The organism is Micromonospora sp. NPDC005707 (assembly GCF_040631005.1).
Taxonomy (GTDB): Bacteria; Actinomycetota; Actinomycetes; order Mycobacteriales; family Micromonosporaceae; genus Micromonospora.
Genome location: NZ_JBEXYR010000009.1, coordinates 191,101 through 209,929 on the forward strand (window position 1 = coordinate 191,101; position 18,829 = coordinate 209,929).

Consider the following 18,829-nt stretch of genomic DNA (forward strand, 5'->3'; position numbering starts at 1 on the left):
GGCGGGGCGCGGCTGAGAGGATCGGCGGGTACCCGCACCCGAGGGAGGCCCCCGCTGAGCAGCACCCATCCCGCCGCCGTGCTCTTCGACATGGACGGCACCCTGGTCGACAGCGAAAAGCTCTGGGACGTCGCGTTGCAGGAGCTCGCGGCGGTCTACGGGGGCACCCTGTCCGAGGACGCGCGCAAGGCGATCATCGGCACCAGCATGGCCGTTTCCATGCGGATCGTGCACGACGACCTGGGCCAGCCGGAGCGGGACCCGCAGGCCAGCGCCGACTGGATCAACGCCCGCATCCTGGAGCTGTTCCGCGACGGGCTGCGCTGGCGGCCCGGGGCCCTCGCGCTGCTGCGCGCCGTCCGGGCCGCGGGCATCCCCACCGCCCTGGTCACCTCCAGCACCCGGCCTCTGGTCGAGGTCGCCCTCGACACCCTGGGCCGGGACAGCTTCGACGCAGTGGTCTGCGGCGACGAGGTCGAGGCGGCCAAACCGCACCCGGAGCCGTACCTGACCGCGGCGCGGCTGCTCGGTGTGCCGATCGAGCGCTGCGTGGCGATCGAGGACTCGCCGACCGGAGTCGCCAGCGCCCTCGCGGCCGGGGCCGCCGTGCTGGCCGTACCGGCCGAGGTGCCGCTGCCGCCGGCCGACGGCGTACACCAGCTGGAGAGCCTGACCGCGGCGGACCTGGAGTTGCTCTCAGCCCTGCTCGGCGAACGCCCCGCCTGACCGGCCCGCGAAAAGGGGCCCCGCCGGCGGCGGGGCCCCTTTCCGGTGTTGCGGCGGATCAGTCGTGGGCGATGGCGCCCAGCACGTTGATCCGCGCGGCGCGGATCGCGGGCAGCACGGCGGCCACCACGCCGATGATCGCCGCCAGGACCAGGAAGGTCACCATCTGGCCCCAGGGCAGGACCAGGTCGGTGATGCCCTCGTCCTTGAGCGCCCGCACCACGGCCGCGCCCAGACCGGTGCCGACCACGACGCCGAGCAGCGCGCCGAAGATCGAGATCACCACGGCCTCGACGGTGATCATCCGCATGGTCTGCGCCCGGCGCAGGCCGATGGCCCGCAGCAGCCCCAGCTCCCGGGTGCGCTCCAGCACCGACAGGGCGAGGGTGTTGATGATGCCCAGCACCGCGATCACGATGGCCAGCGCCAGCAGGATCTGGATCATCCGCAGCGGGGTGTCCAGCTGGCTGGTCTGCTGCTTGATGAACGCGGCCCGGTCCGCCACCGCGACCTCGGGGCTGTCCGCGAGCAGCCGCTCGATCTGCGGCTGCACCGCGGCCACCGAGGTGCCCGGGGCGAGCTGCACGAAGCCCTGGATGGGCTGCGGGATGGCGAAGTCGGCGGCCGCCTGCGGCGGCAGCACCACCGGGTTGGTCAGCTGCGAGCTCTCGTAGATGCCGCTGACCGTGTAGGTGCGCGCGTCGCCCCGGGACAGCTGCACGTTCACCGTCGAGCCGACCGACAGGTTGCGGGACTTCGCGGTGTCCGAGCTGAGCAGCATCTGGTCCGGGTTCAGCCGGCTGATGTCACCGGCGTTCGCCTTCGCCCCGAAGATCCGCTCCAGGGCGGTCACGTCGCTGGACACGGCCACCCAGGTCCGCTCACCGTTCAGCGTGGCCATGTCGCCGTACTCGCCGTCGACCAGCCGCACCCCGGGGATGGCGGCGGCCTTCTCCAGCACCGCCGGGTCGAAGCTCGCCGGGCGGGGGCCGGTCTGGGCGCCGGAGATCACCAGCTCCGCCTTGATGGTGTCCTCCGCCAGGGCGCTGATGCTGCCCTTGGCCGAGTCGAGGATCACCGTCACCCCGGTCACCAGCGCGATGCCGACCATCAGCGCGGCGGCCGTGATCGCCGTGCGGCGAGGGTTGCGCCCGGAGTTCAGCCGACCCAGCTTGCCCGGCACCGACCAGGCGAAGATCGCGCCCAGCAGGGCGACGACCGGGCGGCTGATCAGCGGGGTCAGCAGCGCCACGCCGATGAACGCGAACAGCACGCCCCCGAGGATGGTGGCCAGGGTGTTGTCGCCGGCGTGGCCGCCGAGCCCGAGGAAGAGCAGGCCGGCGCCGATCGCGGTGACCACGGACCCGCCGACGGTCACCTTGGTCAGCGGCCGGTCCGGCGTGGCGACGTCCTGCATGGCGGCGATCGGCGGGATGCGCGAGGCCCGCAGGGCGGGCAGCAGGGCCGCCACCACCGTGATCAGCGTGCCCACCGCGAAGGCGCCGATGACCGCCGCGGGCGGCACGCCCAGACCCGCCAGGGTGAGCCCGCCGGCGAGCTTGCCGAACAGGTACGCCAGCAGCGCGCCGACCCCGATGCCGGCGGCGAGCCCGAGCACCGAGGCGATGAGACCGACCGCGACGGCCTCCAGCACCACCGAACCGATGACCTGCCGGCCGCTCGCGCCGATGGCCCGCATGAGCGCCAGCTCGCGGGTGCGCTGGGCCACGATGATCGAGAAGGTGTTGAGGATCAGGAACGTGCCGACCAGCAGCGCGACCGCGGCGAAGCCGAGGAGGATCTTGTTGAAGAAGGACAGGCCCTCCTTCAGGCTGGCGGCCGCGTCGTCCGCGAGCTGCTTGCCGGTTCGCACCTCGTAGTCCGCGCCCAGCGACCGGGCCACCTCGTCGCGCAGCGCCTCGGGCGTCGTGCCGCCGGCGGCCTGCGCGGTCACGTTGGAGAACACGTCCGGCTTGCCGAGCATCAGCTGCTGGGCGACCGGGGTGGTGAACGCCACCTCGTTGACCCCGCCGACCGAGTCCCGGCCGCCGCTGTAGCCGAAGACGCCGACCAGGGTGAACTCCTTCTTCGGCGCCAGGGTCAGCACGCCCACTCGGTCGCCGACCTTGACCTTGGCCGCGTCGGCGAGCGCCACGTTGACCACGATCTCGTCGTCGGCCTGCGGCGCGCGCCCCTCGCGCAGCTTCAGCAGGTCGCCCTCGCCGAGCCAGTTCTCGCCGAGTTGCGGCGGGCCGAACGAGGTGACCACCTTGCCGTTGCTGCCGATCAGCCGGGCCCCGTCGGCGTTGACCACGCCCTGGACGTCGGCCACGCCCGGCACCGCCTTGACCCGGTCGACCACCGACGCGGGCACCGGGGCGGCCACCTGCTCGCCCTCGACCTCGGAGAGGGCGACCTTGGGCTTCGCGGCCACGTTGACGTCGACCTCGGAGAACGCGTCGGCGAAGACCGCGTCGAAGGAGCGGCCGAGGGTGTCGGTGAGCACGAACGCGCCGGAGACGAACATGACGCCGAGCACCACCGCCAGGCCGGACAACAGCAGGCGCAGCTTGCGCGCCAGCAGGCTCTTCAGAGTGGCCCGGAACATCAGTTGCCCACCTCGGCCGGCGCGTCGAGCTTCTTCATGGTGTCCAGCACCGTGTCGGCGGTCGGCTCGATCAGCTCGGAGACGATCTCGCCGTCGGCGAGGAAGACCACCCGGTCGGCGTACGCGGCGGCGGTCGGGTCGTGGGTGACCATGACGATGGTCTGGCCGTGCTCGCGGACCGAGTTGCGCAGGAAGTTGAGCACCTCGGCGCCGGAGCGGGAGTCCAGGTTGCCGGTCGGCTCGTCGGCGAAGATCACCTCGGGGCGGGCGACCAGGGCCCGGGCACACGCCACCCGCTGCTGCTGGCCGCCGGACAGCTGCGCCGGGCGGTGCCCGAGCCGCTCCCGCAGGCCGACCGTGTCGATCACCGTGTCGTACCAGGCCGGGTCGGGCTTGCGGCCGGCGATCGACAGCGGCAGCAGGATGTTCTCCTGAGCGGTGAGCGTGGGCAGCAGGTTGAACTGCTGGAAGATGAAACCCACCTTGTCGCGGCGCAGCTTCGTCAGGCCGGCGTCGCCCAGCCCGGTCACCGTGGTGTCACCGATCATGACGGTGCCCTTGGTCACCGAGTCCAGGCCCGCCAGGCAGTGCATCAGCGTCGACTTGCCCGAGCCGGACGGGCCCATGATCGCGGTGAACCGGCCCCGCTCGAACTCGGCGCTCACCCCCCGCAGCGCGATGACCTGCGCCTCGCCGCTGCCGTACACCTTCCACACGTCGCTGGCCCGGGCCGCGGCCTGCGCCTGCTGCCCTACCGTCGCGGTCACGTCATCTACCTCTTCCGTCAGCATGCTGATCCGCATCGCCCCCGCTGGCCGATGCGGCAAGTCCCATCCTCGGCGCCGCCAGGCGCGGATCCGTCCACCCCCGGGCGGAACCCTCGCCGGAATTTCCGTTGGGGTCACCCCCGAGGCCCACTCAGGGTGATCCCTGACCGGACGGCGCCGCCGACGCTAGGACCTCACGTCGCGTCATGGTCAACCCCGCCGCGCCGCCGATGGTCACGGTAGGTGACCGGTGCCACCTCACCCGCCGGGCCGGACCAGCCCGGTCTCGTACGCCAGCACCACCGCCTGCACCCGGTCGCGCAGCCCCAGCTTGGTCAGCACGTGACCGACGTGGGTCTTCACGGTGGTCTCGCTCACCGACAGCTCCCGGGCGATCTCGGCGTTGGACAACCCGCGCGCCACCTGCACGAGCACCTCCCGCTCCCGCTCGGTCAGCGCGTTCAACGCCTTCGGCGGGGCGGCCGCCGGATCGGGCAGCACGTCGGCGAAGCGGTCCAGCAGCCGGCGCAGGATCCGCGGGGCCACCACCGCCTCCCCGGCCGCCACCGTCCGGATCGCGGTCACCAGGTCCTCGGCCGGCACGTCCTTGGCCAGGAAGCCGCTGGCCCCGGCGCGCAGCGCGCCGACCACGTACTCGTCCAGGTCGAAGGTGGTGAGGATGAGCACCCGCACCGGCAGGCGGGCGTCCACGATCGCCCGGGTGGCCGCCACCCCGTCCATCCGCGGCATCCGGATGTCCATGAGCACCACGTCCGGCAGCAACCGCCGGGACAGCTCCACCGCCTCCACCCCGTCGCCTGCCTCGGCCACGATGTCCAGGTCGTCCTCGGTGCCCAGCACCATCCGGAAGCCGGTACGCAGCAGCGGCTGGTCGTCGGCGAGCAGGATCCGCACCGGTCGGCCCGCGGTGCTGTCGGTCATCGGTCCCCCTCGTTCGGCCGGGTGCGTGTCACGCCGGGACCGCCCCGGCCGGCTCCAGCGGAATCCGCGCGTACACCCGGAAGCCGCCGCCCTGTCGCGGGCCGGTCCGCAGGACCCCACCGTAGAGGGCGACCCGCTCCCGCATCCCGACCAGACCGTGCCCGATCCGGTCGGCCACCGGCGCCGGGCCGCGGCCGGTGTCGGTGACCTCCACCGCCAGGAAGCCGGGGGTGACGGTGAGCCGGACCAGCGCGGTGGCCCGGCCGGCGTGCTTGAGGGCGTTGGTCAGCGCCTCCTGCACGATCCGGTAGACGGTCAACGCCACCCCGTCCTCCATCGGCCCGGGCGTGCCGTCGACCCGCAGCGTCACCGGCAGCCCGGCCTCGCGGACCTGCTCGACCAGGGCCTCGATGCCGGTCAGCCCCGGCTGCGGCGTCAGCTCGGCGGCCGGCTCGGCGTCGGTGCGCAGCACGTCCAGCAGCCGGCGCAGCTCCCGCAGGGTGGCCCGGCCGGTCTCCTCGACCGTGGCCATCGCCTCGTCCGCCGCGTCCGGGTCCCGGCGCAGCACCCGGCGCGCCCCGGTGGCCAGCACACCCATCACGCTGACGTGGTGGGCCACCACGTCGTGCAGCTCCCGGGCGATCCGGCGCCGCTCGTCGGCGACCGCCTGCTCGGCCAACGACCGCTGGGTGGTCTCGGCGATCCGGGCCCGCTCCCGCAGCATCCGGGTGGACTGCCGGCGGGCCTGCACCGCCCGGCCCACCGCGAACGCCACCGACGCGGTGAGCAGGTTGTCGAGCACCAGCACGCCGGGGCCCATGTCGAGCACCCCGTCCAGCGGCGCGACCACGTTCGCCAGGACCACCGGCACCCAGAGCAGCAGCGCCGCCAGGGCGGCCGAGCGCAGCGGCCGGTGCGCCGCCATGGTGTAGGTGAGAACGATGAACGCCAGCCCCTGGGTGGTGGGCGCCAGCGCGAACAGCACCGGCACGGCCAGCGTGGCCACCGCCGCGCCGACCGCGGGCCACGGTGCGACCCGGCGGATCACCACCGGGGCGGCGCAGACCACGCTCCAGCCCAGCGCGGCCCAGAGCTGCTCAGGCCGCAGCTCCCGCGGGGTCAGCAGCAGGAACGCGGCGTCCACGAGCGCAAGCGCGACGGCCGTGGCGGCGTCCACGGCCAGCGGCCGGTCCCGCGCCCACGCGCGTAGCCGGTTGGTCATGCTCCGACGCTAGCCGCCACCCGGCGCGGGCCCTCGTCGCCGATGCCGAATCCGGTCTCCTCCCCGAGGAGGAGGATCACTCGTCCGCGCCGGGGGCGGCCGGCCGGGAACGGGCGTCGGTCAGCGGGTCGGCCGGCCCGGCCACCGGGAACGGCGGCGGAGTGCCGCCGAAGCTCGGGCACAGCGCCTGGTGGCTGCACCAGTCGCAGAGCCGGCTCGGCCGGGGACGGAAATCCTGCCGGGCCGTGGCCTGCTCGATCGCCTGCCACAGCGCCACCACCGTGCGCTCGAAGCGCAGCAGCTCCTCGGCGTCGGGGGAGTAGTCGCACACCTCGGCGTCCTTGAGGTAGAGCAGCCGCAGCACCCGCGGCACCACCCCCCGGGTCCGCCAGAGCACCAGGGCGTAGAACTTCAGCTGGAACAGCGCCCGCGCCTCGAACGCCTCGCGCGGGGCGCCGCCGGTCTTGTAGTCGACCACCCGCAGCGCGCCGTCGGGCGCCACGTCGAGCCGGTCGAGGTAGCCCCGGATGAGCAGCTCGTCGTCGACCACGGCGGAGATCAACGCCTCCCGCTCGGCCGGCTCCAGCCGGCGCGGGTCCTCCACCGCGAAGTAGCCCTCCAGCAGCGCCGCCGCCGAGCGGAGGAACCCCTCCACCGCCGCCGTGTCGCCCTCGGCGAACAGCGTCGCCAGCTCCGGCTGCTCGGTGACCAGCCGGTCCCACTGCGGGGCCACCAGGTCGCCGGCCGACTCCGGGGTGCGAGCCCCCGCCGGCAGGTCGAACAGCCGCTCCAGCACGGCGTGCACCAGCGTGCCCCGGACCTGCTCCACGGTGGGCCGCTCGGGCAGCCGGTCGATGCTGCGGAAGCGGTAGAGCAGGGGGCAGGTCTTGAAGTCGGCCGCCCTCGACGGCGACAGCGACGCCCGGACGGTGGCCGGTGCCTCTGCTCTCGGGCCGTGCTGGGTGTCGATCACCGGTTCCGCCGTCATGCCCGGAAGGTTAGGGCACCGGTGTGACAGGGCGGCCGTCGCCGCACCGGTGCATGATCGGCGCTGGGCTGCCGTCCTTCGTTGGCGACTGCGGGGCTCGCAGAACCGGCTCACGTAGCATCGGGCCGGTGGAGCAGCGGACCAGACCGTCACGCCGGCCGGGTCTGACCCTCGGCCGGGTCTTCGGGGTGCCGCTGCGCGCCGACGCCTCGATGCTGCTGCTCACCGTGGTCGTCACGGTGCTCTACGCGGCGCTGGCCCGCCGCCAGCTCGACCTCGGCCACCTCGGCGGCTACCTGGTCGGCCTCGGCTTCGTCGTCTCCCTGCTCGGCTCGGTGCTGCTGCACGAGCTGGGGCACGCGCTGACCGCCCGGCACTACGGCATCGGTGTGCGGGGGATCACCCTGGAGCTGCTCGGCGGCTACACCGAGATGGACCGGGACGCGCCCAGCCCCAAGGTCGACCTGCTGGTCTCCCTCGCCGGGCCGGCCGTCTCGGCGGTGCTCGGCGCCGGCGCCGTCGCCGCCACCCTGACCCTGCCCGCCGGCACCCTCGCCCACCAGCTCGCCTTCCAGCTCGCGGTCAGCAACGTCGTGGTCGCCGTCTTCAACAGCCTGCCCGGGCTGCCCCTGGACGGCGGCCGGGCGCTGCGCGCCGCGGTCTGGGCGATCACCCGGGACCGGCACCGGGGCACCGAGGTGGCCGGCTGGATCGGCCGGGCCGTCGCGGTCGCCACCGTGGCCCTGGTCGTGCTGCTCACCCTGCGCCGGGCGCTCGCCCCACTAGCCCTGCCGCTGATGCTGCTGGTCGCCTTCACCCTCTGGCGGGGCGCCGGACAGTCCATCCGGATGGCCCGGATCGGCCGCCGCCTGCCGCTGGTCGACCTGGCCCGGTTGGCCCGCCCGCTGCTGCCGGTGCCCACCGGCACCCCGCTCGCCGAGGCGCAGCGCCGCCGCGCCGAGGGGGCCACGCCCGACGCCGCGCTCGCCGTGGTCGACTCCGCCGGCCGCCCGGTCGCGCTGGTCGACCCGGCCCGCGTCGCCGCCGTACCCCCGGAACGGCGTCCGTGGCTCGCGGTGGACGCGGTGGCCCGTGACCTGGGCCGCGTGCCCACGCTGCCGGTCGAGGCCGACGGCGAGCGGGTGCTGGAGACCGTGCGCACCCACCCGGGCGCACAGTACGTCGTGACGGCAGGCGAAGATGTGGTCGGCGTCCTGCACATCGCGGATCTCGCCCAGCTCCTCGAACCCAAACGGAAGACGAACACGTGACCGCAGATACCTCCACCGTCCCGGCGCTGCCCCCCGTCCACCGGGGGCCGTTCCGCCCCGGCGACCGGGTCCAGCTGACCGACCCGAAGGGCCGGATGCACACCGTGACGCTGGAGCCCGGCAAGGAGTTCCACACCCACCGGGGGATCCTCAGCCACGACACGCTGATCGGCCTCCCCGACGGCAGCGTGGTCACCACCGCCGGCGGCGGCACCGCGTTCCTGGCCCTGCGGCCGCTCCTGTCCGACTACGTGCTCTCCATGCCCCGCGGCGCCCAGGTGATCTACCCGAAGGACTCGGCGCAGATCGTCGCCATGGGCGACATCTTCCCCGGCGCGAAGGTCCTGGAGGCCGGCGCCGGCTCCGGCGCGCTCTCCTGCTCCCTGCTGCGGGCCGTCGGCACCGAGGGGGAGCTGCACTCGTTCGAGGTGCGCGACGACTTCGCCCAGATCGCCCGGCGCAACGTCGAGGCGTTCTTCAACGGCCCGCACCCCGCGTGGCGGCTGCACGTCGGCGACGTCGCCGACTGCACCGAGACGGGGTTCGACCGGATCATCCTGGACATGCTCACCCCGTGGGAGATGCTCGACATGGTCGAGCGGGCCCTCGTTCCCGGCGGCGTGCTGATCGGCTACGTGGCCACCACGCCGCAGCTGTCCGAGCTGGTCGAGGCGCTGCGTGAGCGGGGCGGCTGGACCGAGCCGCGCGCCTGGGAGTCCCTGGTCCGGGACTGGCACGCCGAGGGGCTGGCGGTCCGGCCCGACCACCGCATGATCGCGCACACCGCCTTCCTGGTCTCCGCGCGCAAGCTCGCCCCCGGGGTCACCGCCCCGCCGCGGCGGCGTAAGCCCAGCAAGGGCGCCGAGGCGTACGCCCAGCGCCGCGACGCGCTGCGCGCCGCCGAGGCGGCCCGGCGGGCGGCCGCCGAGGGCGAGGAGCCGGACCGGGCGTGACCCCGCGGCGCGGACGGGTTTGAGCGGGCGGATCATGGGTGCCGGCGGGGACGACACCGAGCGGGTGGAGACGGTGGCATGAGCGAGCGGATCGGGGCACGCGGCGGGCGCCGCGCCCGTCCCGGCGGTCCGGACCGGCGGCGGCGTACGGGCCGGGAGGCGGTGGCATGAGCAACCCGGGCTACGGCAACGGCGACCTGCCCGCCGTCTTCCCCGACTGGTCGCCCTACACCGACCTGGAGTCGGCCGCCCGGGCCTACCTGCGCGACCCCGACATCGCCCTGGACGCCCTCGGCGGGGTGCTGCGCGGCGCCTCCGTGCTCGGCTTCACGCTGGAACGCTTCGTCAACGAGGTCAACGGGGTGTGGCAGGAGGTCGTCGTCTGCGACGGCAGCCGGCTGGTGCTCTGGCACGGGGAGGACGTCCCGCCGGGGGAGGGGCCGCCCGGCTCGATGACCTCCTCGCTGCGGGTGGTGCCGGTCTCCACGGTCACCGAGGTCGGCTGCCGCCGGCGGCTCACCCGCGCCGACACCGGCGAGGTCCGGGTCGACAGCATCGACGTCTACCTGCTGCTCAGCTCGCTGGACGAGGCGCCGCCCAGCGACGAGGTGACCGGTGCGCCCCGGCACGACGCGCTGCGCTTCGGCAAGACCCTCGACGACGGCGGCGCCGGGCAGATCGCCCGCCTGGAGGAGTTCGCCCGGCTGGTCGCCTCGGTCGTCGGCCGCCCGATGCTCTGAGACACGCCGCGGGCCGGGGACGTCGTCCCCGGCCCGCGCTGTGTCCGTCAGCTCAGTCGTCGGCCTCCGGGCCGGCCACCTCCGTGCCGTCGCCGGCGCGCACCACGTGGATGCACTCGCCCGGGCACTCCTTCGCCGAGTCGATCACCTCGAGGCGCAGGTGCTCGGGCACGTCCACCCGGGCGCCCGGGGCCTGGCGCAGCTCGCCGTCCGGCCCCTTGACGTACGCCAGGCCGTCGACGTCGAACTCGAACACCTCCGGCGCGTACTGCACGCACAGCCCGTCACCCGTGCACAGGTCCTGATCGACCCAGACCTGCAGCTGGTCCGTCGCGACGTCGGTCACGAAGCACCCCCCATGTTCTCCCGTCCCACGCTCCGACGGTACCCGAACGCCCGTACCCGCCCGACGACCAGCCCTTGGCGATCAAGCTTCGGTGACGAGCGCGTTGCGGAGGACCGAATCGGGCTCATAGCGGCTAGTGTTAGGTCAGAACGTTCAAGCCCCCCGGGGAGGTGGGACGTGGCACGCAGCGACGACGCGGACTCGCGCGCCGCACGGTGGGAGAAGGAGGCCCACGATCTCTCCACGCAGGTTGCGTTCCTTCAAGAGGAACTCGCCCTGGTGCGGCGCAAGTTGACCGAAAGCCCCCGACACGTCCGGCAGCTCGAGGAGCGGCTGGCGGCCACCCAGGCGCAGTTGGCGCGGCTGACCGAGAACAACGAACGGCTCGTGAGCACCCTCAAGGAGGCTCGCGCGCAGATCGTGACGCTCAAGGAGGAGATCGACCGCCTCGCCCAGCCGCCGAGCGGCTACGGCGTCTTCCTGGCCAAGCACGACGACGGCACGGTGGATGTCTTCACCGGCGGGCGCAAGCTCCGGGTGGCCGTCTCGCCCTCGCTCGAGGTCGACGAGCTGCGCCGGGGCCAGGAGGTCCTGCTCAACGACGCGCTCAACATCGTCGACGCGTTCGGCTACGAGCGGGTCGGCGAGGTCGTGATGCTCAAGGAGATCCTCGCGGGTCCCGACGGCGCGCCGGGCGACCGGGCGCTGGTGGTCTCGCACTCCGACGAGGAGCGGATCGTGCACCTCGCCGAGACCCTGATCGGTTCGCCGATCCGGGCCGGTGACTCGCTCATGATCGAGCCCCGCTCGGCGTACGCGTACGAGCGGATCCCGAAGAGCGAGGTCGAGGAGCTCGTCCTGGAGGAGGTGCCCGACGTCGGCTACACCGACATCGGTGGCCTCCACTCGCAGATCGAGCAGATCCGCGACGCGGTCGAGCTGCCCTTCCTGCACGCCGACCTGTTCCGCGAGCACCAGCTCCGGCCGCCGAAGGGCATCCTGCTCTACGGCCCGCCCGGCTGCGGCAAGACGCTGATCGCCAAGGCGGTGGCTAACTCGCTGGCCAAGAAGATCGCCGAGCGGGAGGGCAAGGAGAGGCACACCAGCTTCTTCCTCAACATCAAGGGCCCCGAGCTGCTCAACAAGTACGTCGGCGAGACCGAGCGGCACATCCGGCTGATCTTCCAGCGGGCGCGGGAGAAGGCCGGTGAGGGCACGCCGGTGATCGTGTTCTTCGACGAGATGGACTCCGTCTTCCGCACCCGCGGCTCCGGTGTCTCCTCGGACGTGGAGAACACCATCGTCCCGCAGCTGCTCAGCGAGATCGACGGCGTGGAGGGCCTGGAGAACGTCATCGTCATCGGCGCCTCCAACCGGGAAGACATGATCGACCCGGCGATCCTGCGCCCCGGCCGGCTCGACGTGAAGATCAAGATCGAGCGGCCGGACGCCGAGGCGGCGAAGGACATCTTCTCCAAGTACATCCTCTCCGGCCTGCCGCTGCACCCCGACGACCTGGCCGAGCACGGCGGCGACCCACAGGCCACCGTGGCGGCGATGATCGACGCGGTCGTGCTGCGGATGTACTCGGAGACCGAGGAGAACCGCTTCCTCGAGGTCACCTACGCCAACGGCGACAAGGAAGTCCTCTACTTCAAGGACTTCAACTCCGGCGCGATGATCCAGAACATCGTCGACCGGGGCAAGAAGATGGCCATCAAGGAGTTCCTCACCTCCGGGCGCAAGGGTCTCCGGCTCCAGCACCTCCTCGACGCCTGCGTCGACGAGTTCCGCGAGAACGAGGACCTGCCGAACACCACCAACCCCGACGACTGGGCGCGCATCTCCGGCAAGAAGGGCGAGCGGATCGTCTACATCCGCACGCTCGTCTCCGGCGGCAAGGGCGCCGAGGCCGGCCGGTCCATCGAGACCGCCAGCAACACCGGCCAGTACCTCTGAGATCGACCGGCCGGGGCGGCGCCACACAGGCGCCGCCCCGGCCGTCGTTTTCGTGGGCCACGAAGGCGGGGCGCACCCGCTAAGGTCCCTCCCGTGCGAAGATCACTTGTCCCGGCCCTGGCCGTCGGCCTCGCCGCCGTGCTGACCGCCTGCGGCACCGCCGGCGACGCCCACCCCGCGCCGGCCGCCTCGGCACCCGCCTCCACCGCCAGCACCGTCGTGGCCGACCCGGTTGCCGCGATCCGGCAGGCCTTCGACCGGAGCCTGGAGCGGACGGTCACGCTGGACGTCACCATCAGCGCGGCCGGCCAGACCGTCACCATGCGGTCGGCCGTCGAGCCGGCCACCGGCCGGATGACGCTGCACATGAAGACTCCCGAGCCGATCACCATGGCCGTCACCCAGGACGCCGTCTACATCCAGCAGGACGAGTCGGACGGCAAACCCTGGGTGAAGCTCGACCGGGACCGCCTCCGGCCGGAAGGACAACTGGCCCAGGGACTTGAGATCCGGGCACAGGCCGGCATCCTCGGCGGGGTCGTCTCCGCCGAGCGGACCGGCGACGGCCGCTACACGGGCGTCGCCGATTCGGAGAAGGCCGTCGCCGCGGCGACGAGCGAAAGTCAGCGCGCCACCCTCCGCAACGCCTTCAAGGTGATCAGGCAGAAGTCGGTGCCGTTCGAGGCCACCCTCGACGCCGAGGGGCGGCTCACGATGCTCACGTACACGTTCGACACCGCGGCCGGTGCGCTCAGGAACGAGCTGAAGCTGCACAGCTTCGGTGAGCCGCTCGCCATCAGCGTCCCGCCGGCGTCGGAGACCGAGGACGCGGCGGCCGAGGTGTACCGGTACTTCTGACCCGTTCCGGCGGACGTGGCCGGGGCCGCGGCGCCAGCCCCGGCCAGCCGGCTCACGAGGCAACGACGTTCGCCGGGGCCCGGCGCGCCACCTACCGTCGAAGCGGCGACTACTCTCGACGTGACGGGGGGACCGGGACGGGCGAGCGGAGCGGGCAGGTCGATGAGCGTTAGACGGATCATGGGCACCGAGGTCGAGTACGGCATCTCCGTGCCCGGCCAGGCCGGAGCCAACCCGATGGTCACCTCCTCCCAGGTGGTCAACGCCTACGGGGCGCGGCCGGAACTCAACCGGGGCGGCCGGGCCCGCTGGGACTACGAGGAGGAATCGCCACTGCGCGACGCCCGCGGCTTCACCTACTCCGGGGCGGCCTACGACCCGGCCGAGGCGCTCGCCGACGAGGATCTCGGGCTGGCCAACGTGATACTCACCAACGGCGCCCGCCTCTACGTCGACCACGCGCACCCGGAATACTCCACGCCCGAGGTGACGAACCCCCTCGACGTGGTGCGCTGGGACAAGGCCGGCGAGCGGGTGATGGCCGAGGCGTCCAAGCGGGCCGCCACCATCCCGGGCACCCACCCGATCCACCTCTACAAGAACAACACCGACAACAAGGGCGCCAGCTACGGCTCCCACGAGAACTACCTGATGCGGCGGCAGACCCCGTTCGCCGACATCGTGGCGTACCTGACGCCGTTCTTCGTCACCCGGCAGATCGTCTGCGGCGCCGGCCGGGTCGGCATCGGCCAGGACGGGGGCCAGAGCGGCTTCCAGATCTCCCAGCGCGCCGACTTCTTCGAGGTCGAGGTGGGGCTGGAGACCACGCTCAAGCGGCCCATCATCAACACCCGGGACGAGCCGCACGCCGACGCCGACAAGTACCGGCGGCTGCACGTCATCATCGGTGACGCCAACCTCTCGGAGATCTCCACCTACCTCAAGGTCGGCACCACGGCGCTGATCCTCACCATGATCGAGGAGAAGGCGCTCGGCCCCGACCTGGGCATCGCCGACCCGGTCAGCGAGCTGCGCGCGGTCAGCCACGACCCGTCGCTCAAGCACCGCATGCGGCTGCGCGACGGCCGCAAGCTGACCGCGCTGGACGTGCAGTGGGCGTACCTGGAGCGGGTGCGGTCCTTCGTGGACGACCGCTACGGGGCGGACGCGGACGCGCAGACCATCGATGTCCTCGACCGCTGGGAGAGCGTGCTGGACCGGCTCGGCCGGGACGCCTTCGAATGCGCCGACGAGCTGGACTGGGTGGCCAAGCTGCGGCTGCTGGAGGGCTACCGGGAGCGGGAGAAGCTCGGCTGGGGCTCGCACAAGCTCCAGCTGGTCGACCTCCAGTACTCGGACGTGCGGCCGGAGAAGGGCCTCTACCACCGGCTGGTGCAGCGGGGCTCGATGAAGACCCTGCTCACCGACGAGCAGACCCGCTCGGCGATGACCGAGCCGCCGGAGGACACCCGGGCCTACTTCCGTGGCCGCTGCCTCGCCCAGTACGCCTCCGAGGTGGTCGCCGCGAGCTGGGACTCGGTCATCTTCGACGTGGGCCGGGAGTCGCTCGTCCGGGTGCCGATGATGGAGCCGGAGCGGGGCACCCGCACCCACGTCGGGGCGCTGTTCGACCGCTGTGAGAGCGCCAAGGACCTGCTGGAGATGCTCACCGGCGGCTGAGCCGGATGCCGGAAGGCCCGTCGAGTGCCGGACCCGGCGCGCGACGGGCTTTTCGTCGTCCGCGCGAGGTAAGTTGATCGCAGGCGATCGTGGAGGAGGCACACCATGGCGACCCAAGAAGGCGGCCAGACCCAGTCCGGCAAGTCGCACGAGGAGGTCGAGGAGGTCACCGCGCAGGCCAACCCCGAGGTTGCCGAGCGGCACGCCGAGATCACCGAGGACGTCGACGACCTGCTCGACGAGATCGACTCCGTCCTGGAGGAGAACGCCGAGGAATTTGTCAGGGGTTACGTACAAAAGGGCGGCCAGTAGACATATCGAGCCGAAACGGACATGCTGCTTCCTCTCGATGATCAGAACGGCCGACGCCGTTGTCGCGACTGCGGGGACTGGAAGCCGCTCGACGAGTTCTGTGCGAGCAGCAAGCGTCCCAGCGGTCGCGGCAGCTACTGCAAGCCTGGCTTCAACGCACGCTCCAAGGCGAGCTACGCCAAGCGGGTGAAGAAGCAATACGACCGTGAGGTGAAGCCGGCGCGCGAAGTGCCGGATGGCCACCGCTTCTGCGCCGACTGTGGAACCGTCAAGCCCGTGGCCGACTTTCCCCGCAACCGCTCCGACAGCACGGGCTACGCCACCTACTGCAAGCCGTGCCACAACAGCCGCACTCGTGAGACCAAGCAGCGGCTCTACGGTGGCAATCGCGATTACCACCTGCGGCGGCGGTATGGGGTCGGGCAGAAGGAGTTCGGCGAGCTTCTCGCCGAGCAGGGGGGCGTGTGCGCGATCTGCGGTTCACCCGACCCGGAACATGTGGACCACGATCATCGCACCGGGTGGGTGCGCGGGATACTCTGCTTCAACTGCAACGGTGGTCTTGGCCGGTTCAAGGACAGCCCCGAGAGTCTGGCCAGGGCGATCACGTACCTGAGAGGAACCACGTGGCAGCGGGTTTTGATCCATCCGGGCGTCTTCCAGATGTGTTCACCAACGCGGGGACGTCCTCCTTCACAGCGTTCCTGAGCAAGGTGGCCCCCGAGATGCTGCCCGGCCGTCGGCCGCTGCCGCCCGGCATGGCCGCCGACATGGCGCCGCACGCGACGACCATCGTGGCCATCTCGGCCAGCGGTGGCGTGGTGATGGCCGGCGACCGGCGCGCCACGATGGGCAACCTGATCGCCCAGCGGGACATCGAGAAGGTCCACCCGGCTGACGCGTACTCGCTGGTCGGCATCGCGGGCACCGCGGGCATCGGCATCGAGCTGATGCGACTGTTCCAGGTGGAGCTGGAGCACTACGAGAAGATCGAGGGCGCGATGCTCTCGCTCGACGGCAAGGCCAACCGGCTGGCCTCGATGATCCGGGGCAACCTGGGCGCCGCGATGCAGGGCCTCGCCGTGATCCCGCTCTTCGCCGGCTTCGACCTGGCCGCCGCCGACCCGGCCCGGGCCGGGCGGATCTTCAGCTTCGACGTGACCGGCGGCCCCTACGAGGAGACCGGCTACGACGCGATCGGCTCCGGCTCGCTGTTCGCCAAGTCCGCGCTGAAGAAGCGGTTCCGGGCGGGCCTGTCGATCGACGACGCGACGCGGCTGGCCGTGGAGGCGCTCTACGACGCGGCCGACGACGACACCGCGACCGGTGGCCCGGACCTGACCCGCCGGATCTACCCGGTGGTGATGACCGCGACCGCCGAGGGCACGCACCGGCTCACCGACGCCGAGACGGCGGCGATCGCGGAGGGCGTGGTGTCCGCCCGGATGGAGAACCCGGGCGGCTGACCCCGCTTCCCACCGACCTGAGTCAGCAGTCCGCAGCACAGCGCCCGAAGGAGAACCGCCGCCGTGGCCATGCAGTTCTACGCCTCGCCCGAGCAGATCATGCGCGACCGTTCCGAGCTGGCCCGCAAGGGCATCGCCCGGGGCCGCAGCGCGGTGGTCCTGAGCTATGAGGGCGGGGTGCTCTTCGTCGCGGAGAACCTGTCCAGCACCCTGCACAAGGTCAGTGAGATCTACGACCGGATCGGCTTCGCCGCGGTGGGCCGGTACAACGAGTTCGAGAACCTGCGCCGGGCCGGGGTGCGGATGGCCGATTTGAACGGCCTGAGCTACGACCGGCGGGACGTCACCGGGCTGGGCCTGGCGAACGCGTTCGCGCAGACGCTGGGCGCGATCTTCACGGAGCAGTCGAAGCCGTTCGAGGTGGAGATCTGCGTCGCCGAGGTGGGCGCCACGTCGGACGACGACTCGCTCTACCGGCTGACGTACGACGGGTCGGTCAACGACGAGCCGGGCCGCATGGCGATGGGTGGCCAGGCCGAGGCGATCACCGGGGTGCTGAAGGACGAGCACCGCCCGGAGATGTCGCTGTCGGAGGCGGTCCGGGCGGCGGTGAAGGCGCTGAGCAGCGTCGGCGGCGAGGGCGGTGCGGCCCGCACGATCGCGGCGAACCAGCTGGAGGTGGCGGTCCTGGACCGGCGCCGGGTGGGGCGGACGTTCCGGCGGATCACCGGGGCGGCGTTGACCGCGCTGCTGGACGGTGACGCGGGCGCGGACGCCGCGCCGGCGCCCGGGCGGGCGAAGACCCCGACGGTGCCGACCGAGGAGGCGAAGAAGCCGACCACGTCGGCGGGCTCGGCGGACCTGGAGGGTCAGCCGCAGGAGGAGCAGCCCGGCGAGTGACCCGTGCCCGGTCGCCGGGGCCGCCACGAGCGCGGCGTCCGGCGGCCGGCGCGTGAGGGGACCCGTCAGCGGTGCGGCTTCAGCGGGGTCCACCAGGCGCGGTTGTCCCGGTACCAGGTGACGGTCGCGGCGAGCCCGCGGTCGAGGTCGACGGTGGGCGTCCAGCCGAGGTCGCGCCGGGTGGTGGTGGTGTCGAGGGCGTACCGGCGGTCGTGGCCCTTGCGGTCGGCGACCGGCCGGACCCGCTCCCGGCCGGCGCCGCAGGCGGCGAGCAGCCGGCCGGTGAGCTCCCGGTTGGTGAGTTCGGCGCCGCCGCCCAGGTGGTAGACGCCGCCGGCCCGGCCGCGCGCCTGCGCGAGCGCGACGCCGTGGCAGTGGTCGTCGACGTGCAGCCAGTCCCGGACGTTGCCGCCGTCGCCGTAGAGGGGCACGTCGTGCCCGTCGAGCAGGTTGGTGACGAACAGCGGGACGATCTTCTCGGGGTACTGGTAGGGCCCGTAGGTGTTGGCGCCGCGGGTGACCACGACGTCGAGGCCGTGGGTGCGGTGGTAGGCCAGCGCGAGCAGGTCGCCGGCGGCCTTGCTGGCCGAGTACGGGGAGCTGGGGTCCAGCGGGGCCTGTTCGGTCCACGCGCCGGTGGCGATGGAGCCGTACACCTCGTCGGTGGAGACCTGGACGAAGCGGCGCACCCCGTGGCGCAGGGCCGCGTCGAGCAGGGTCTGGGTGCCGACCACGTTGGTGGTCACGAAGTCGGCGGCGGCGGCGATGGAGCGGTCCACGTGCGACTCGGCGGCGAAGTGCACGACGGCGTCGTGGCCGGCGACGGTGGCGTCGACCAGGGCGGGGTCGCGGATGTCGCCGCGGACGACCCGCAGCCTCGGGTCGTCGCGGACGGCGTCGAGGGCACCCTCGGTGGCGGCGTAGGTGTAGGCGTCGAGCACGGTGACGGCGTCGGCCGTGAGGTCCGGCTCGGCGCCCGTGAGCAGCCGCCGGACGTACGCCGAGCCGATGAAGCCGGCGCCGCCGGTGACGAGGACTCTCACGGCTGGGACCGTACCCGGCGGTGGGACGTGCGTACGCGGGGAATGCCC

18 protein-coding genes are annotated in these 18,829 nt (G+C 72.6%); 11 read left to right on the top strand and 7 right to left on the bottom strand.

The features are described 5' to 3' along the window. The first annotated feature begins 78 nt into the window (after positions 1-78). Positions 79-726, top strand: coding sequence for an HAD family phosphatase (locus ABZ452_RS20370; RefSeq protein WP_357945011.1), 648 nt, complete (start codon positions 79-81; stop codon positions 724-726). A 58-nt stretch (positions 727-784) separates the two neighbouring features. Here ABZ452_RS20370 and ABZ452_RS20375 read toward each other — a convergent pair whose 3' ends face one another. The 5 genes from ABZ452_RS20375 to ABZ452_RS20395 form a co-directional block, all read right to left on the bottom strand. Continuing rightward, on the bottom strand, positions 785-3,334 hold the full coding sequence (locus ABZ452_RS20375) for an FtsX-like permease family protein (protein ID WP_357945013.1): 2,550 nt from the start codon (positions 3,332-3,334) through the stop codon (positions 785-787). Further along, a complete protein-coding gene (locus tag ABZ452_RS20380; RefSeq protein WP_357945016.1) occupies positions 3,334-4,101 on the bottom strand; it encodes an ABC transporter ATP-binding protein in 768 nt (255 codons plus the stop codon). Before ABZ452_RS20380 ends, ABZ452_RS20375 begins: the two co-directional genes overlap by 1 nt. A gap of 258 nt (positions 4,102-4,359) precedes the next feature. Beyond that, positions 4,360-5,043, bottom strand: coding sequence for a response regulator transcription factor (locus ABZ452_RS20385; RefSeq protein ID WP_357945018.1), 684 nt, complete (start codon positions 5,041-5,043; stop codon positions 4,360-4,362). A 28-nt stretch (positions 5,044-5,071) separates the two neighbouring features. After that, positions 5,072-6,265 carry a sensor histidine kinase gene (locus ABZ452_RS20390; RefSeq protein ID WP_357945020.1) on the bottom strand — a complete coding sequence of 398 codons (1,194 nt, stop codon included), beginning with the start codon at positions 6,263-6,265 and terminating at the stop codon, positions 5,072-5,074. Positions 6,266-6,341: 76 nt separating this feature from the next. Then, the gene (locus ABZ452_RS20395) at positions 6,342-7,253 is read right to left on the bottom strand and encodes a PD-(D/E)XK nuclease family protein (protein WP_357945022.1); all 912 of its coding nucleotides are present in this window, start codon (positions 7,251-7,253) and stop codon (positions 6,342-6,344) included. A gap of 212 nt (positions 7,254-7,465) precedes the next feature. Here ABZ452_RS20395 and ABZ452_RS20400 point away from each other — a divergent pair, with 212 nt between their 5' ends. The 3 genes from ABZ452_RS20400 to ABZ452_RS20410 all read left to right on the top strand — a co-directional run bounded on the left by ABZ452_RS20400 (position 7,466) and on the right by ABZ452_RS20410 (position 10,217). Further along, positions 7,466-8,524, top strand: coding sequence for a M50 family metallopeptidase (locus tag ABZ452_RS20400; protein ID WP_357945368.1), 1,059 nt, complete (start codon positions 7,466-7,468; stop codon positions 8,522-8,524). Continuing rightward, positions 8,521-9,477 (top strand): tRNA (adenine-N1)-methyltransferase, encoded by a 957-nt coding sequence (locus ABZ452_RS20405; protein ID WP_357945025.1) that lies wholly within the window; start codon positions 8,521-8,523, stop codon positions 9,475-9,477. The genes ABZ452_RS20400 and ABZ452_RS20405 overlap by 4 nt, the downstream gene beginning before the upstream one ends. Before the next feature lie 167 nt (positions 9,478-9,644). After that, complete coding sequence (locus ABZ452_RS20410; RefSeq protein WP_357945028.1) at positions 9,645-10,217, top strand: hypothetical protein; 573 nt, start codon at positions 9,645-9,647, stop codon at positions 10,215-10,217. Positions 10,218-10,269: 52 nt separating this feature from the next. Here ABZ452_RS20410 and ABZ452_RS20415 read toward each other — a convergent pair whose 3' ends face one another. Next, positions 10,270-10,563: a ferredoxin gene (locus ABZ452_RS20415; protein WP_262286122.1), complete on the bottom strand. Its 294-nt coding sequence runs from the start codon at positions 10,561-10,563 to the stop codon at positions 10,270-10,272. A 177-nt stretch (positions 10,564-10,740) separates the two neighbouring features. Here ABZ452_RS20415 and arc point away from each other — a divergent pair, with 177 nt between their 5' ends. The 7 genes from arc (at position 10,741) to prcA (ending at position 17,738) form a co-directional block, all read left to right on the top strand. Beyond that, entirely contained in the window at positions 10,741-12,522 is a 1,782-nt protein-coding gene (gene arc / locus ABZ452_RS20420; RefSeq protein WP_357945031.1) for a proteasome ATPase, read from the top strand. Between the two features lie 93 nt (positions 12,523-12,615). Beyond that, a complete protein-coding gene (locus ABZ452_RS20425; protein ID WP_357945034.1) occupies positions 12,616-13,380 on the top strand; it encodes a hypothetical protein in 765 nt (254 codons plus the stop codon). A 162-nt stretch (positions 13,381-13,542) separates the two neighbouring features. Beyond that, on the top strand, positions 13,543-15,060 hold the full coding sequence (gene dop, locus ABZ452_RS20430) for a depupylase/deamidase Dop (protein ID WP_357945036.1): 1,518 nt from the start codon (positions 13,543-13,545) through the stop codon (positions 15,058-15,060). Between the two features lie 105 nt (positions 15,061-15,165). After that, positions 15,166-15,372: a ubiquitin-like protein Pup gene (locus ABZ452_RS20435; protein ID WP_073836803.1), complete on the top strand. Its 207-nt coding sequence runs from the start codon at positions 15,166-15,168 to the stop codon at positions 15,370-15,372. Positions 15,373-15,393: 21 nt separating this feature from the next. Next, the gene (locus tag ABZ452_RS20440) at positions 15,394-16,080 is read left to right on the top strand and encodes an endonuclease VII domain-containing protein (protein WP_357945039.1); all 687 of its coding nucleotides are present in this window, start codon (positions 15,394-15,396) and stop codon (positions 16,078-16,080) included. Further along, on the top strand, positions 15,999-16,838 hold the full coding sequence (gene prcB / locus ABZ452_RS20445) for a proteasome subunit beta (protein WP_192579831.1): 840 nt from the start codon (positions 15,999-16,001) through the stop codon (positions 16,836-16,838). Before ABZ452_RS20440 ends, prcB begins: the two co-directional genes overlap by 82 nt. A 63-nt stretch (positions 16,839-16,901) precedes the next feature. Next, a complete protein-coding gene (prcA, locus tag ABZ452_RS20450) occupies positions 16,902-17,738 on the top strand; it encodes a proteasome subunit alpha (protein WP_357945042.1) in 837 nt (278 codons plus the stop codon). 65 nt (positions 17,739-17,803) lie between these two features. Here the strand turns inward: prcA and rfbB are convergent, their stop codons facing one another. After that, entirely contained in the window at positions 17,804-18,781 is a 978-nt protein-coding gene (gene rfbB, locus ABZ452_RS20455; protein ID WP_357945044.1) for a dTDP-glucose 4,6-dehydratase, read from the bottom strand. Positions 18,782-18,829: the final 48 nt, after the last annotated feature.

What these genes read in the sequence shown, in the direction of transcription:
- ABZ452_RS20375 (WP_357945013.1), bottom strand. Translation starts at nt 3,334, where the DNA reads ATGTTCCGGGCCACTCTGAAGAGCCTGCTGGCGCGCAAGCTGCGCCTG.
- ABZ452_RS20385 (WP_357945018.1), bottom strand. Translation starts at nt 5,043, where the DNA reads ATGACCGACAGCACCGCGGGCCGACCGGTGCGGATCCTGCTCGCCGAC.
- ABZ452_RS20390 (WP_357945020.1), bottom strand. Translation starts at nt 6,265, where the DNA reads ATGACCAACCGGCTACGCGCGTGGGCGCGGGACCGGCCGCTGGCCGTG.
- ABZ452_RS20395 (WP_357945022.1), bottom strand. Translation starts at nt 7,253, where the DNA reads ATGACGGCGGAACCGGTGATCGACACCCAGCACGGCCCGAGAGCAGAG.
- ABZ452_RS20400 (WP_357945368.1), top strand. Translation starts at nt 7,466, where the DNA reads ATGCTGCTGCTCACCGTGGTCGTCACGGTGCTCTACGCGGCGCTGGCC.
- ABZ452_RS20410 (WP_357945028.1), top strand. Translation starts at nt 9,645, where the DNA reads ATGAGCAACCCGGGCTACGGCAACGGCGACCTGCCCGCCGTCTTCCCC.
- dop (WP_357945036.1), top strand. Translation starts at nt 13,543, where the DNA reads ATGAGCGTTAGACGGATCATGGGCACCGAGGTCGAGTACGGCATCTCC.
- ABZ452_RS20435 (WP_073836803.1), top strand. Translation starts at nt 15,166, where the DNA reads ATGGCGACCCAAGAAGGCGGCCAGACCCAGTCCGGCAAGTCGCACGAG.
- ABZ452_RS20440 (WP_357945039.1), top strand. Translation starts at nt 15,394, where the DNA reads ATGCTGCTTCCTCTCGATGATCAGAACGGCCGACGCCGTTGTCGCGAC.